At 76.2% G+C, this 13,923-nt stretch carries 14 protein-coding genes and 1 pseudogene; 11 read left to right on the forward strand and 4 right to left on the reverse strand.

What is annotated here, in order from left to right:
- Nucleotides 1-68 precede the first annotated feature (68 nt).
- The gene (locus tag Q7T67_RS15525) at nucleotides 69-668 is read right to left on the reverse strand and encodes a hypothetical protein (RefSeq protein WP_304791560.1); all 600 of its coding nucleotides are present in this window, start codon (nucleotides 666-668) and stop codon (nucleotides 69-71) included.
- A gap of 55 nt (nucleotides 669-723) precedes the next feature.
- Between Q7T67_RS15525 and Q7T67_RS21255 the strand changes: the two are divergent.
- The 5 genes and pseudogenes from Q7T67_RS21255 to Q7T67_RS15545 all read left to right on the forward strand — a co-directional run.
- Nucleotides 724-1,605: pseudogene (locus Q7T67_RS21255) on the forward strand (sirohydrochlorin chelatase); the annotation flags it as partial.
- Nucleotides 1,606-1,923: 318 nt separating this feature from the next.
- Complete coding sequence (locus Q7T67_RS21260; RefSeq protein ID WP_370695408.1) at nucleotides 1,924-2,643, forward strand: energy-coupling factor ABC transporter ATP-binding protein; 720 nt, start codon at nucleotides 1,924-1,926, stop codon at nucleotides 2,641-2,643.
- 139 nt (nucleotides 2,644-2,782) lie between these two features.
- On the forward strand, nucleotides 2,783-2,959 hold the full coding sequence (locus Q7T67_RS15535; protein WP_304791567.1) for a hypothetical protein: 177 nt from the start codon (nucleotides 2,783-2,785) through the stop codon (nucleotides 2,957-2,959).
- A gap of 100 nt (nucleotides 2,960-3,059) precedes the next feature.
- Nucleotides 3,060-4,175: a radical SAM protein gene (locus tag Q7T67_RS15540; RefSeq protein ID WP_304791570.1), complete on the forward strand. Its 1,116-nt coding sequence runs from the start codon at nucleotides 3,060-3,062 to the stop codon at nucleotides 4,173-4,175.
- Between the two features lie 115 nt (nucleotides 4,176-4,290).
- Complete coding sequence (locus tag Q7T67_RS15545; RefSeq protein WP_304791574.1) at nucleotides 4,291-5,409, forward strand: NADH:flavin oxidoreductase/NADH oxidase; 1,119 nt, start codon at nucleotides 4,291-4,293, stop codon at nucleotides 5,407-5,409.
- 126 nt (nucleotides 5,410-5,535) lie between these two features.
- Here the strand turns inward: Q7T67_RS15545 and Q7T67_RS15550 are convergent, their stop codons facing one another.
- The 3 genes from Q7T67_RS15550 to Q7T67_RS15560 form a co-directional block, all read right to left on the reverse strand.
- On the reverse strand, nucleotides 5,536-6,093 hold the full coding sequence (locus Q7T67_RS15550; protein ID WP_304791577.1) for a hypothetical protein: 558 nt from the start codon (nucleotides 6,091-6,093) through the stop codon (nucleotides 5,536-5,538).
- Between the two features lie 176 nt (nucleotides 6,094-6,269).
- Nucleotides 6,270-7,004 (reverse strand): precorrin-3B C(17)-methyltransferase, encoded by a 735-nt coding sequence (gene cobJ, locus Q7T67_RS15555; protein ID WP_304791580.1) that lies wholly within the window; start codon nucleotides 7,002-7,004, stop codon nucleotides 6,270-6,272.
- 10 nt (nucleotides 7,005-7,014) lie between these two features.
- A complete protein-coding gene (locus Q7T67_RS15560) occupies nucleotides 7,015-8,745 on the reverse strand; it encodes a hypothetical protein (RefSeq protein WP_304791583.1) in 1,731 nt (576 codons plus the stop codon).
- A gap of 272 nt (nucleotides 8,746-9,017) precedes the next feature.
- Between Q7T67_RS15560 and cobA the strand changes: the two genes are divergently transcribed.
- From cobA to Q7T67_RS15590, 6 genes are all read left to right on the forward strand, one after another.
- Nucleotides 9,018-9,872: a uroporphyrinogen-III C-methyltransferase gene (gene cobA, locus Q7T67_RS15565; RefSeq protein ID WP_304791586.1), complete on the forward strand. Its 855-nt coding sequence runs from the start codon at nucleotides 9,018-9,020 to the stop codon at nucleotides 9,870-9,872.
- Complete coding sequence (locus Q7T67_RS15570; protein WP_304791589.1) at nucleotides 9,859-10,779, forward strand: energy-coupling factor ABC transporter permease; 921 nt, start codon at nucleotides 9,859-9,861, stop codon at nucleotides 10,777-10,779. Before cobA ends, Q7T67_RS15570 begins: the two co-directional genes overlap by 14 nt.
- Complete coding sequence (gene cobO / locus Q7T67_RS15575; RefSeq protein ID WP_304791592.1) at nucleotides 10,776-11,498, forward strand: cob(I)yrinic acid a,c-diamide adenosyltransferase; 723 nt, start codon at nucleotides 10,776-10,778, stop codon at nucleotides 11,496-11,498. The genes Q7T67_RS15570 and cobO overlap by 4 nt, the downstream gene beginning before the upstream one ends.
- Nucleotides 11,499-11,512: 14 nt before the next feature.
- Nucleotides 11,513-12,523 carry a hypothetical protein gene (locus Q7T67_RS15580; protein WP_304791594.1) on the forward strand — a complete coding sequence of 337 codons (1,011 nt, stop codon included), beginning with the start codon at nucleotides 11,513-11,515 and terminating at the stop codon, nucleotides 12,521-12,523.
- A gap of 133 nt (nucleotides 12,524-12,656) precedes the next feature.
- Nucleotides 12,657-13,115: a hypothetical protein gene (locus tag Q7T67_RS15585; protein WP_304791597.1), complete on the forward strand. Its 459-nt coding sequence runs from the start codon at nucleotides 12,657-12,659 to the stop codon at nucleotides 13,113-13,115.
- Nucleotides 13,116-13,142: 27 nt separating this feature from the next.
- Nucleotides 13,143-13,923: cobyrinate a,c-diamide synthase (locus tag Q7T67_RS15590; protein ID WP_304791600.1), on the forward strand; the 781-nt coding region annotated here is incomplete at its 3' end.

Below are 13,923 nucleotides of genomic sequence, written 5' to 3' on the forward strand. Positions count from 1 at the left end.
GGGGCGGGCCCACAGGGCGGGCGGACCCGCGGCGCGGACGACGCCCCGGAGGGGCGGGACCCGTCGCCTCAGGCCCCGCGCACCTCCCACGTCGCGCCGTGCTCCTCTAGGCCCTCCATGATCGCCCGGCGGATCGCGGCCAGCGACTTCATCGGCTTGAGGTTGAGGCTGGCGCTCGAGAAGTGCTCCTGCGACGGCCCGATCGCCGTGACGTCCCGGTCGGCCGCACGGGACTCGAGCTCCTGCAGGAACGTGGCCCGCGTGCCCTTCCCGATGATCGCCTGGTTTGTGGTCGGGTTGATCGACGCGCTCCCCCCGTCCCAGCGCAGGAGGACGTTGCCCATGCGGGTCTTCCGGATCGTCATGCCCTCGGCGGGGACCTCGACGACCGTGGCGCCGTCGCGGTCGAGGATCCGGACGACCCCCTCGTCGACGGTCATCGTCCGGACGCCGCCGAACGGCAGGTTGGGGTTCGCGCGGTAGCCGACGAGCGCGACGACCGCGGTGGGGGTCCACTCCGCGGCGTCCGCCGGGGCCGGGCGGGTCGTCGACGAGGGCTCGGTCGTCGCGGAGGAGCGGCCGTCGGGCGCGTCGACGGCGGCGGGGTCGTGGCGGATCGCGATGACGGCGGCGTCGGCGGTGGTGGAGGCGGTCGGTGTCTTCTTCATGGACCGCAATCTAGGTGCGCCCCGAGCCCGCACCCAGGACCCCAAGGGTGGGGCCATGACCCCCTCGACGCGACCGTGCCGCAGGTCGCCCCGGGACGACCGCACGCCCGCGGCGGGTTCGGCGAGCGCCGCGCCGCGCCCGGTCACGACGTCCGTCCGGTGCCGTGCCGTCTACCCTGGGGTGGTGGCCCTCCGACCGACCGACGCCCGCGCCGGCACGGCCGGGACGCCCTCCCCCGAGCGCCCGTCGCTCGTCCTCGTGGGCCACGGCTCCCGCGACGCCGACCACGTCGAGGAGTTCTGGGACCTCGTCGCCCACGTCGGCGAGATCGACCCGGGTCTGCACCACGCCGGCGGCTTCATCGAGCTGGCCGAGCCCTCCGCCGACCAGGCGATCGACAAGCTCGTCGCCGACGGCGCCACCGACATCGTCTCGGTGCCGATCGTCCTCCTCGCCGCCGGCCACCTGAAGAACGACGGGCCCGCGACGCTGGCCCGCGCGCGCATCCGGCACCCGCACGTCCGCTTCCGCTTCGGCCGCGACCTCTCGATCGACCCGCGGGTCCTCGAGGTCGCCGAGGAGCGCGTCTCCGCCACCCTCGCCGACGCGCCCGTCGAGAGCTCGGGCGTCGTCATCGTCGGCCGCGGCTCCAGCGACCCCGACGCCTCGGGCGACCTGGCCAAGCTCTGCCGGCTGCTGTCGGACCGTCGCGGCCTCCCGATCGTGGAGCCCGCGTGGATCTCGGTCGCCGAGCCCCGCGTGCCCGACGCACTGGAGCGCTGCCGCCGCCTCGGCGCGACGACGATCGCGGTCGTCCCGTTCTTCCTCTTCACGGGCGTCCTGCTCGGCCGGATCTACGAGCAGGCTGCGGCGTGGGCGCAGCAGCACCCCGAGATGACGGTCCGCGGCGGCCCGCACCTCGGCGCCGACCGCCGGCTGGCCCGCGTGGCCCTGGACCGCTACCGGGAGGGCTACGAGGGCGACGTCCGGATGAACTGCGACCTCTGCGTCTACCGCGTGACGCTGCCGGGCTACGAGGAGAAGGTCGGCCTGCCGATCTCGCTGACCCCGCACGGCGACGGACCGGCCGGCGGGAAGCGCCGCAACCGCCGGACGACGCGCGCCCCGCAGAAGGCGCCCGAGCTCGTCCTCGCCCAGGCCGACGAGGGCCGCGGCGGCACCCGCTCGCGCGTGCGGACCGGCGCGGTCGGCGGACCGGGCGGCGTCGCGGAGGACGCCCCGGTCGCCGTCGGGATCGACGACCTGCACTTCGCCTACCCCGACGGCTCCGAGGCGCTGGGCGGCGTCCACCTGACCATCCGCGAGGGCGAGCGCGTCGCGCTGCTGGGCCCCAACGGCGCGGGCAAGACGACGCTGCTGCTGCACCTCAACGGCGTGCTGCAGCCGCAGCAGGGCTCCGTGCGGATCGGCGGCGTCGAGCTGACGAAGAAGACCGCGCGCGACCTGCGCCGGCGGGTCGGCGTGGTCTTCCAGGACCCCGACGACCAGCTGTTCATGCCGTCGATCGGGACCGACGTCGCGTTCGGCCCGGCCAACCTGGGCCTCAAGGGCGACGAGCTCGAGGAGCGGGTGCTGGCGTCGCTGCGGACCTTCGGCCTGGAGGAGCTGCGCGACATCGCCCCGCACCAGCTGTCGCTGGGGCAGCGCCGACGCGCCGCGGTCGCGGGCGTCCTGGCGATGGAGCCCGAGCTCATGGTCCTCGACGAGCCGTCGTCGAACCTCGACCCCGCCGCCCGGCGCGAGCTCGCCGACGTCATCCGGCGCCTTCCGACGACCACGATCCTCGTCACCCACGACCTGCCCTACGCGCTCGAGCTCTGCCCGCGCGCCGTCGTCATCGACCAGGGCCAGGTCGTCGCGGACGGCCCGACGCGGCAGATCCTCGCCGACGAGGGCTTCATGCGCGCCCACCGGCTCGAGCTGCCGGCGGGGTTCAACCCGCTGGCGGCCTAGCCGGACCGGGGTCGCGTCCCCGGCCGGGGACGCGACGCCGCGGAGCGGGCGCCCCGGAATGGCCGCCGCGTCGTACTCCCCCGGTCCGGAGGGCCCGCCCCGGTCCCCCGTGGCGCACCCGGCCTGCGAAGGTCCTCCGATGGAGAGCTACACGTTCACCGTCACGGAGTACGAACCCGGCAAGCCGTGGATCTCCCGGGGGACGTCGACGAAGACGATCGACGCCGCCTCCCCCGCGGCGTTCTGGAAGGAGGCCGAGAAGCGGTTCCCGAAGGAGCGCTTCGAGGTCACGCCGATGATCGGGCAGGGGTTCTGAGCCCGGCGCGGGCGACGCCCGCACGAGAAGTGCCTGCGTAGGACCGCGACGCCTGGGCGGTGTCGTCGTCCGTCCCCTGGCCATGCGAACATCTGTTCGCATGCGGTGGGACCACCTGACCCGAGACCCGGACGCCGAGACGGCCAACCTCCCCGGCATGTCCGACCCGGCGGTGATCCGGCGCTTCAACGCCCCGGAGGCGCTCGAGACCCGGTTCTACGAGGTCGAGGCCAAGACGGTCCTCAACAAGGTCCCGGCCGGCACGGACCTGCCGTTCGGCTGGACGGTCAACCCGTACAGGGGTTGCTCGCATGCCTGCACATACTGCTTTGCTCGCCCCACCCACGAGTACCTGAACTTCAACCCCGGCCGCGACTTCGAGAAGGAGATCGTGGTCAAGGTCAACGCCCCCGAGCGCCTGCGGGTCGACCTCGCCAAGCGGGCGCGCACGCCGGCCTACGGCGACACCGTGGCGTTGGGGACGAACACCGACCCGTACCAGTGGGTCGAGTCGAAGTACCGCCTGATGCCGGGGATCTGGGAGGCCATCCGGGACGCGCGGGTCCCCGGGTCGGTGCTGACGAAGTCGCCGCTGCTGCTGCGCGACCAGGCGCTGATGCTCGAGATCCAGGCCAACGCCGGGTTCGAGGCCGCGCTCTCGGTGGCGAGCCTCGACACGAAGGCGTGGCGCACCACGGAGCCGCACACGCCCCACCCCCGCGCCCGACTGGCGGCGGTCGCCGAGCTCAACCGGATCGGTATCCCGACGGCGGTCCTCGCCGCGCCGATCATGCCCGGGATCAACGACTCGCCGGCGCAGATCGAGGCGCTGCTGACGGCGTGCTCCGAGGCCGGCGCGATCGGCGTGCGCGGCATGGGGCTGCACCTGCGCGGCAGCACCCGCGAGGTGTTCCTCGAGTGGCTCGCCGACGCGCGCCCGGACCTCGTCGAGCTGTACGCCGAGCTCTACCGCCACGGCCCGCACCTGCCGCGCGCCGAGGCCGAGCGGCTGGCACAGCTCGTCCAGGTCGGTGAGCGCTGGGGCGACCGCGTCGTCCGCACCGAGCGCCCGGCCCGGCCGAGTCGCTTCGCCCCGGGCTCCCGGGCGCTGTCGGGCGGCCCGGCCGAGTCGCCGATCCGTGCTGCCGACCGCCGGCCCGGCACCCGCGCCGGCGCGGCGAAGCTGCCCCCGGAGGACCAGCTCTCGCTGTTCTGAGCGGCGGTGGGTGGCGGGCGGCGACGCGGGCCGCCCGCCGTTCCCGCAGCACCACGGGGTGCGGCGACGGCTCCCCTAGCGTCGGTGGCCCGCCCCTCCGACCCGGAAGCCCCGCATGCCCGACCGCCCCGCCGCCGACACCACCGACCCGCCGCACCTCTTCAGCCCGCTGACGATCCGCGGCCTGACGCTGCGCAACCGGATCGCCGTCTCGCCGATGTGCCAGTACTCCGCCGACGACGGGGTCGCGGACGACTGGCACCTCGTCCACCTCGGCGCCCGGGCGGTCGGCGGCGCCGGACTCGTCATCACCGAGGCCGCAGCCGTCAGCCCCGAGGGCCGGATCTCGCCGCAGGACCTGGGCCTGTGGGACGACGGGCAGATGGCGCCGCTGCGCCGGATCACCGACTTCCTGCACGCGCACGGGGCGGCCGCGGGGATCCAGCTGGCGCACGCCGGCCGCAAGGGGTCGACGCTGCGGCCGTGGGAGCAGCAGGTCGAGGGCGAGCACGCCCGGCCCGCCGCGGTGGCCGAGGCGGACGGCGGCTGGACCCCGGTGTCGCCGACGGCACGGCCGTTCGCGGACGACTTCCCCACGCCCACGGTCCTCGACGCCGACGGCATCGCGCAGGTCGTCGCCGACTTCGTGGCCGCCACGCGACGCACGATCGAGGCGGGCTTCGACTGGATCGAGGTGCACGCCGCGCACGGCTACCTGCTCCACGAGTTCCTCTCGCCGCTGTCCAACGACCGCACGGACGGGTACGGCGGCGACCTGGCCGGCCGCGCCCGCCTGCTCCTGGAGATCGTCGACGCGGTCCGCGAGGTCTGGGGTCCGGACCGACCGCTGACGGTCCGCGTCTCCGCCACGGACTGGACCGACGGCGGCCTGACGATCGACGACACCGTGCAGGTCGCCCGGTGGCTGAAGGAGCACGACGTCGACCTGGTCGACGTCAGCTCGGGCGGCAACGTCCCGTCGGCGCCGATCCCCGTCGGCGCCGGGTACCAGACGCCGTTGGCCGCGGCGATCCGTGCGGGTGCGGACGTCGCGACCGGCGCGGTCGGCCTGATCACCGCGCCGGAGCAGGCGGACACGATCGTCCGGACGGGTCAGGCGGACCTCGTCCTGCTGGCCCGCGAGCTGCTGCGCGATCCGCACTGGCCGCTGCACGCGGCCAAGGCGCTGCACCGTCCGGCGCCGGTGCCGGACCAGTACGCGCGGGCGTTCTGAGGGGCGGACGCCCGCATTCCCGGGCGGGCGTCCACCCGCCCGGCAATGCGGGGCGCGCCGGCGGCCGACCGCCGGCGATGAGCGGCCGGAACCGGCCGGGCCGGGCCGAGGCCCGGCCCTCGGCCGCTACGCCGTCGGGTCGGTGGGGGTCGGCGCGGGGTCGACCGGGCCGTCGTCGGCGAACGCCTCGCCGATCGCGGTGATGACCTTGCCGATCGCCTTGTCGAGCACGAGCTTGGCCGACACGACCTTCGTCACGACCGACTTGGAGACCTTGCGCTTCTTCACCGCGGAGACGAGCTGCGTGTCGAGCTTCTTCGCGGCCAGCGCCATCGACGTCAGCTCGGGCAGGACGGCGTCCCGGGCCTGCACGCCCTTGTCCGTCGACCCGTCGTCGTCGCGGATCTCGTTGCGGAACGCCTCGGTCGTGCGGAAGATCGCGCCGGAGTCCTTCTGCGCCGCCTTCGCCCGCGACAGGCTGGGCGAGCGCTGGAGCGTCTTCAACGTCTTCGCCAGCGCCTTCTCGCGCTTGTCGAGCTGCTGCGCGCGCTCGGTGATCGTCTTGGCGAGGCTCGCATCGTTCGCGGCGGCCAGGCCCGCGGAGGGTCCGAGGAGCAGCGCGGTCGCGCACGCGCCCGTCACGACGAGCCGCCCGAGTGGTGTCCGGTTCTTGGGGGAGAACATCGGCGACACCATACGCGCGACCCGAACGCCGATGCGCCAGACCGGTGGCGGATCGAGGGCGGCGAGGCCGGGGCTCCCTTCGACCCGCGGGTGGCCGGCGGCGGCAGGCGATCGCGGCTGCGGGCGCGGCCGCGGCGGGCGGTCAGCGACCGTGGGCGGCCGGCCGCGGCGGGCGGTCAACGACCGCGGGCGGCCACGAGCCAGGGGCCGACGAGCTCGGCCGTCGGCCCCGCGACGAGGACGACGGTGCGCATCGCGACCGCCTCGGCGTCGAACGTCGCCAGCGTCGAGAGCACGACCTGCTGGTCGGGCCGGCCGACGTCGGTGGCCAGGGCGACCGGGGTGGCCGGGTCGCGGTGGGCCAGCAGCAGCTCGCGGACCCGGTCCAGCTGCCACGTCCGGGTGCGTGATCGCGGGTTGTAGAGCGTCAGCGCCAGATCGGTGGCGGCGAGCGCGGACAGCCGGCCCTCGACCTGCTCCCACGGGACCAGGACGTCCGACAGCGAGACGGTCGCGAAGTCCCCGAGCGGCGCGCCCAGGAGCGCCGCCGCCGCCGTCCCGGCCGTGACGCCGGGCACGACCTCGACCTGGGGGCGGTCGGCCTCGGGGACGGCCGCCGCCGCACGGAGCGCCAGCGCGGCCATGCCGAAGATCCCGGTGTCGCCCGACGAGACGAGCGCGACGCGGCGGCCCTCCAGCGCGAGCGCGACCGCGCGATCGGCGCGATCCTCCTCGCGGCCCATCGTGCCGCGCTCGACGAGCTGGGCGTCCGAGAGCAGGTCGGCGCACTGGTCGACGTAGGGGCCGTAGCCGACGACGGCGTCGGCCTCGCGGACGGCGGTCGTCGCACGACCGGTCCGCCCGTCCGCTCCCCCGGGACCGAGACCGACGATCCACAGGGCTCCGGGCACCCGGCGGATCCTAGGGCGCGTCCGGCGCCGGCGCGTCCGCGGTGGACGGGGTCGCGTCGTCCGGTCGCGTCGCGTCGGACGGCGTCGTCGTGTCGGACGGCGGTGTGGTGTCGGACGGCGTCGTCGCGTCGGACGGCCGTGTCATGTCGGACGGCGGTGTCGTGTCGGACGGCGTCGTCGCCCCGTCCGGCGTCGTGTCGGACGGCGAAGTCGTGTCGGAGGGCGGCGTCGCATCCGACCCCGACGCGTCGGGGTCGGCCGGGACCGGGTCCGCCACCGGCGGCGGGACGACGGCCAGGTCCTCGGGGAGACCGCCGATCGGCTCGTCCGCGGCGGGCAGGTGGACGACGACGGCGGCGTCGGCGGTGGTCGGGGCGTCCGGGTCGGTCGGCGTCGACGGGTCGGCGGGGATCGGCAGGCCGACGCTCGCGCCGTCGTCCGGGGTCGTCGACGCGTCGCCCGTCGGGAGCGCCACGAGGACCTCGACCGGGTCGGCAGGCACCTCCGCCGTCGGCTCGGCGGTGCCGGGGACGGTGGGATCGCCCGTCGTCGGGGCCCCGGGTCCCGTCGATCCGCCGTCGCCGGGGGTGGTCGACGCGTCGCCGGGGTCGCCGGGGGTGGTCGGTCCGTCACCCGGGACCGGTCCCCCGTCGGAGCCGGGAGTCCCGGTGTCGGGCGCCCCGGTGCCGGGCGCCCCGGCGCCGTCACCCTCGGGCGCCGTGGGACCGATCGGTGCCGTGACGGAGACGACGTTGCTCGCGCCGTCGACGGTCCGGTCCCCGTCCGTGACCACCGCCCGGGTCTTCTCGGCCGGCGTCAGCTGCATGCGGACGCGCACGGAGAACGCCCCGGCCGACCCGTCCCGCGGCCCGACGAGGTCGACGAGCGCCCGCAGCGCCTTCGGACCCGTCGACCCCTTCACCGTCGCCGCGAGCGCCGCGATCGACTCGTCGTCCAGGCGGATCCGCACGTCGAGGCGGTCGGGCAGCGGGGCGGTGCCGCCGGGGTCCGCGGCGGCCCGGGCCGTGTCGCCGGCCTCTGCGGCCGTGGCCGTGGCCGACGTGGAGGCCGCGGTCGACGACTGCTTCGCGACGGCGCGGGGCGTGGCCGCGCGGGGCGTGGCGGCGGACGAGGTGATCGTCTCGCGCTCCGTGCTCATCCGGACGCGGACCTCGCTGCCCGACCGCAGGGTGCCGGAGTCCGTGCCCGTGACGCTGAGGTCGGTGACGCGCAGGCGGACCGCCGCGGTGATCAGGCGGCCGTCGTCGCCGACGTCCCCGGGATCGGCGGGGACGGACGGGACGGTGGGGTCGACGCCGCCGGGTGCGGGCGTCGACGGGTCGGTCGAGCCACCGCCGGAGGGTGCACCGGGCGCCGGGACGGCCGCGCCGGAGCGCTCGCCGTCGCCGCGGAAGTCGTCGGAGCGTCCGCCGCCGGCCCCCTCGCGACCGGACCGGCCGGGGCGGTCCGTCGCCCCGGCGGACGACGCCGTCCCGCCCGGGTCACCGGCGGGCGCCGTGGGGCCGGACCGCGCCCGCAGGCCGTCGAGCGACGGCGCCGATCGCGAGCGCGCGCGGTCCCCGGCCAGGCGGATCGCCGCGCCGTCGCCGCCGCCGACCCCGCCGCCCATCGCCTCGCCGCCGCCCGGACCGAACACGTGGCCGACCGCGAGCGTCGCGACGACGAGCGCCCCGCCGATCGCGGAGGCCACCCCCATGTCGCGTCGCGTGCTGCGGTCCATGTGCGTGCGATCGGCGGCCCACCCCGATTCCTTGACCGTCGGACGCCCGCGTTGCACCAATCGGCCCGATCCGTGAGCTTCTGCCCCCGATCCCTGGCCGGACGTACGAGGGACGAGCCCATCGTCGCCCGGAACGGCCGTGCCGGATCGGTCGACCGTCCACCGGGCAGCGCGCCGCGCACCGCCGGACCGACGCGTCTTCCTCGGCCGGGCGGTCCGGGGCCGTGCCCGCGGGCCTCGTCGGCCGGGGGCTCTCCGGTACCGTGGCGCCGGTGACGGTCCACCTCATCGGGGCGGGACCGGGCGACCCGGACCTCCTCACCGTCCGTGCCGCCGAGCTCCTGCGCACCGCGGACGTCGTGGTGAGCGACCGCCCGTCCTCCGACCCCGTGGTCGCCCTGGCGCCCGAGCGCGCCGAGCGGGTGCTCGTCGGCAAGGTGCCCGCCGACGGCGACGTGCCCGCCCGCCGGGCCCTGCCCCAGGACGACGTCTGCCGCCTGCTGGTCGAGCTCGGCGGGACCGGCCGCGAGATCGTCCGCCTGAAGAGCGGCGACCCCTTCGTCGCCGCCCGCGGCGGCGAGGAGGCCCTCGCGCTGCAGGCCGCGGGCGTGCCCTTCACCGTCGTCCCGGGGATCAGCGCCGGGTTCGCGGCTCCGGCCTTCGCCGGCATCCCGGTCCACGTCCGGCAGCTCTCCCGCGTGGTCACGGTGCTCGCCGGCAACAGCGACCCCGAGTACCCGGGCGAGATCGACTTCGACGCGCTCGCGCGCCTCGACGGCACGATCGTCGTGCTGACCGGCCGGTCGCGGATCCGTCGCATCGCCGGCTCGCTGATCGCCGCGGGCATGGCGGAGGACACGCCCGTCGCCGCCATCAGCGCGGCCGGTCGCGCGGGCGCCCAGGCCACGATCCGCGGGACGCTCGCCGCCCTGCCGCCGCGCCTGCCCGCCCCCGTGACCTTCGTGATCGGCGCCGTCGCCGCCCTCGACCTGGCGTGGTTCGTCGGCGGGACGGCTTCGACGGTCTCGCCCGACGACGCGCTGACCCCGGTGCCGCCCGCCGGCACCACGCCGTCCGCGGACCACCCGACGCCCACCGCCGAAGGAGCCAGGCGTGCACATCCCTGAGGGGTTCCTGACCGGACCGGCCACGGCCGTCGGCGCGGTCGTCGCCGGCGCCGGCCTCGCGGTGGCCATCCGCAAGGCCGACATGCACGCGGACAACGGCAAGCTGCCGCTGGCCGGTCTGGCGGGCGCGTTCTTCCTCGTCGGCGACACGCCGTTCATCCCGGTCGGCATCGGCACGCAGGGCCACCTGCTGGGCGGGACGCTCGCGATCGCGCTGCTCGGCCCGTGGCTGGGGATGATCACGATCGCGGTGGTCACCGTCGTGCAGGCGCTCGTCCAGGGCGACGGCGGCATCACCGTGCTGGGCCTGAACATCGTCAACGCGGCCCTGGTGCCGGCGTTCATCGGCTGGCCGGTGCTGCGCGGGGTGCAGGCGGTGATCCGCAGATGGCAGGGCCGCAGCACCGCGGGAGGCCTGGCGCTGGCGTGCGCGGTGGCGGCCTACGTCAACGTGCTGCTCGCGGCCGTGCTCTTCGTCGTGGAGTTCCACCTCGGCCACAAGGGGTCGGTGCGGATCGAGCCGGTGATCGGCGGCACCGTCGGCACGTACGCGCTGATCGGGATCCTCGAGGCGCTCGTCACCGCGGGCATCGTCAAGGCGCTGCTGGCCCGCCGCCCGGACCTCGTGCTGATCGCCCCGCCGGAGCTGCAGCGCAGCCTGCGCCGCCCCGCCCGCCGGCGCCCCGCGCCCGCGGGCCCGTACGTCCCGCCGCCGGCCGGCACGGAGCCGCAGCGCGGGCCGACCGTCGGCGATCCGCCGGCGGGGACCGAGCCGCGGCGTGGGATCGAACGAGCGGGCGGGCCCGCCGCTCCCCCGCCCCCCGGCACCGAGCCGCAGCCGAGACCGACCGCCGAGCCGTCGCACACCCCGACCGTCCCCCGTCCCCCCGAGGAAGACCCCGCATGACCGACGAGACGCCCACGCCGCAGACGCCGACCCCCGGCAACGCGAGCCCCGACGACGGCGCGACCGCCGCCTCCCCGGACGTCGCCCCGGGCCTCGAGGCCGCCGCCCGCCACAAGGACGCCGACCTGCCGCACACGCCGGAGGACAAGGGCTCGGAGGAGACCGTCCGCCGCAAGAAGCGCGACCTGCCGTTGGTGGCCGTCGTGACGGGCACCGGCAAGGGCAAGTCCACGTCCTCGTTCGGGATGCTCCAGCGGTCGTGGGCCCGCGGCTACCGCTGCGGCGTCTTCCAGTTCGTCAAGGGCGGCAAGTGGAAGGTCGGCGAGCGCAAGGCCGCCGAGGCGCTCTCCGCGTCGGGCGCGGGCGGCACGATCGAGTGGGAGATCCAGGGCAAGGGCTGGACCTGGATCCAGAAGGACATGACGGAGTCCGAGGACATCGCGAAGGCCGGTTGGGACGAGGTCAAGCGCCGCATCGCGGAGGAGCGCTACGAGTTCCTCCTGCTGGACGAGATCACCTATCCGATCTCCTGGGGCTGGATCGACGTCGAGGACGTCGTCGCGACCCTCGCCGCCCGCCCCGGCTTCCAGCACGTGGTCCTCACGGGCCGCAACGCGCACGAGCGCCTGATCGAGACCGCGGACCTCGTGTCGGAGGTCGTCAACGTGAAGCACCCGATGGCGGCCGGCATCCGGGCGCAGCAGGGGATCGACTGGTAGATAGCCTCCGCCGGGTGCAGCGCATCCTCGTCATCCCCGACGGCCTGGCCGAGACGCCCGGCGGCGCCGGCACCACGCTGTCGTCGTTCACCCCGATGGCGCTGAACGCGATCGCGCGTCGCGGGGCGGTCCGGCGGGTCGCCACCACGCCCCCGGGCCTGCTGCCGGGCAGCGAGACGGGCCTGCCCCTGCTCCTGGGCTGGACGCCGACCGGTCCCGTCTCGCGCGGAAGGATCGACGCCGCCGCGCACGGGCTGACCGAGCCCGCCGGGGCCGTCGTCCACCGGGTCGACGTCCGGCACGACGACGGTCGCCCGTGGCCCGAGCTGGCCGAGACCGCGCTGTCCCTGCTGCACGGTCTGGACGAGGCGCTCCACGTGCAGCACCTCTCGGGGCACCGCCTGCTGATCTGGGGGCACCGCGACCCCACCCTGCCGCGGCGCCTGGACCTCGACGACCTGGGGGCCGCCAACGGCGTCGAGGGCACGCACGACCCCGACGACCTGCCGCGGTTCCAGCTCTGGCCCGACGGCGAGGTGCCCGGGCCGATCCTGGACGAGGACACCGTCGTCGTCTGCGCGCCCCGGTCGACCATGGCCGGCGTCGCGCGGCTCATGGGTGCCGCCGTCGTCCACCCGACGGGGGCGACCGGTCGGCCCGGCACCGACGTCGCCGCGAAGGCCCGGGCCGCGACGAGCCTGCTGCGCGACGGGATCCACACCGTCGTCGTCCACGTCGGCAGCCCCGACGAGGCCTCGCACGCCCGCGACCCGCAGGCCAAGCGCCTCGAGGCCCAGAAGATCGACCGCGACCTGCTCGCCCCGCTCGCCGCCCTGGTCCTCGACCTCGGCGCCACGCTCGCGGTCTGCCCCGACCACGGCACCGACCCGCGGACCGGCGAGCACCTCGGTGACCCGGTCCCCGCCGTCGTCTGGGGTCCGGGCGTCCGCGGGGGCGGCCCGAACGTGATGACGGAGGAGTCCGTCGCCCACGAGCCGGTCGTGCACTCGCCCTGGGAGGCGTAGGCACCCCTCCGGGGCCCGGCTCCGGCGCCGGATCGGGCGGGTCCCCGCTCGCCCGGTATCGGGACTCCGACGGGTCCGTATCGGCCCGGTCTCAACGTCCGGGGACGCATCCGCAGCGCGCTACGGTGCGTTCATGGCCGCGACCGTCCTGCCCTCCGGCTCCGAGCGCTCGATCACCGCGATCCGCGCGTCCCGCCTGGCCCGCGACGTCCACGAGGGCCAGACCGACCGCTACGACGAGCCGGTCATCGAGCACGTCGCCCGGGTCGCCTCCCGCGTCAGCACCGACGCCCGGCCGCTCGCCCTGGTCCACGACGTCTGCGAGCGCTCCGCCCTCTCCCCCGTCGACGTCGCCTTCCGCGTCGGCCTGAGCGACGCCGAGCGCGTCGCCCTCGCGCTGATGACCCGCCTGCCGGGCGAGGACGTCGTCGCCCACACCCGCCGGGTGCTCGACGCCGCCCCGGGCCGCGGCCGCGAGCTGGCGATCGAGGTCAAGCGCGCCGACGTCTGCGACCACACGGACCGCACGCCGTTCTGGACCTCGTCGCCGCACGCGCGTGCCGCCCTCGCGCTGGACGCCGCCGACGCCTGAGCCCGGGCGCCGGGTACCGTCCGCCCGGTGACCGCCCGCATCGTCATCGCCGGCACGACCTCCGGGGCGGGCAAGACCACCGTCGCCTCCGGGCTGATGGCCGCGTTCTCCGCCCGCGGGCTGACCGTGCAGGGGGCCAAGGTCGGGCCGGACTTCATCGATCCCAGCTACCACGCGCTGGCGACCGGGCGCCCCGCGCGCAACCTCGACGCGTTCCTCTCCGGTCCCGAGCTGATCGCGCCGCTGCTGGCGCACGCGACCGCCCGCGCGTCGGGGACCGGCCCGGCGTCCAGACCCGCCGACCTCGCCGTGATCGAGGGCGTCATGGGCCTCTACGACGGCGCCACCGGCCGGGGCGAGCTCGCCTCGACCGCCCACGTCGCCAAGCTCACGCGCTCCCCGGTGATCCTCGTCGTCGACGCCGCGTCGATGGCCCGGTCGGTCGCCGCGCTCGTCCTGGGCTACCGCAACTTCGACCTCGGCGTGAACGTCGCGGGGGTCATCCTCAACAAGGTCGGCTCGCCGATCCACGCCGAGCTGCTGCGCGAGGCGCTCGAGCCGATCGGCGTGCCCGTCCTCGGCGCCCTCCCCCGCGACGAGCGGGTCGAGGCGCCCTCCCGGCACCTGGGCCTCGTCCCCGTCGGCGAGCGCGACGACCGCGCCCGCGCCGCCCAGGCGGTCCTCGCCGAGCGGGTCGCGGAGGCCTGCGACCTCGAGGCGATCGAGCGGCTCGCCCGCCTGGCCCCGCCGCTGGGCGCGATCGCCTGGAACCCCGCCGCCGCGTTGGCCGGCGCCGCGCGGCTGGCCG

Origin of the sequence: Patulibacter sp. (genome assembly GCF_030655195.1) — a bacterium.
Taxonomy (GTDB): domain Bacteria; phylum Actinomycetota; class Thermoleophilia; order Solirubrobacterales; family Solirubrobacteraceae; genus Patulibacter.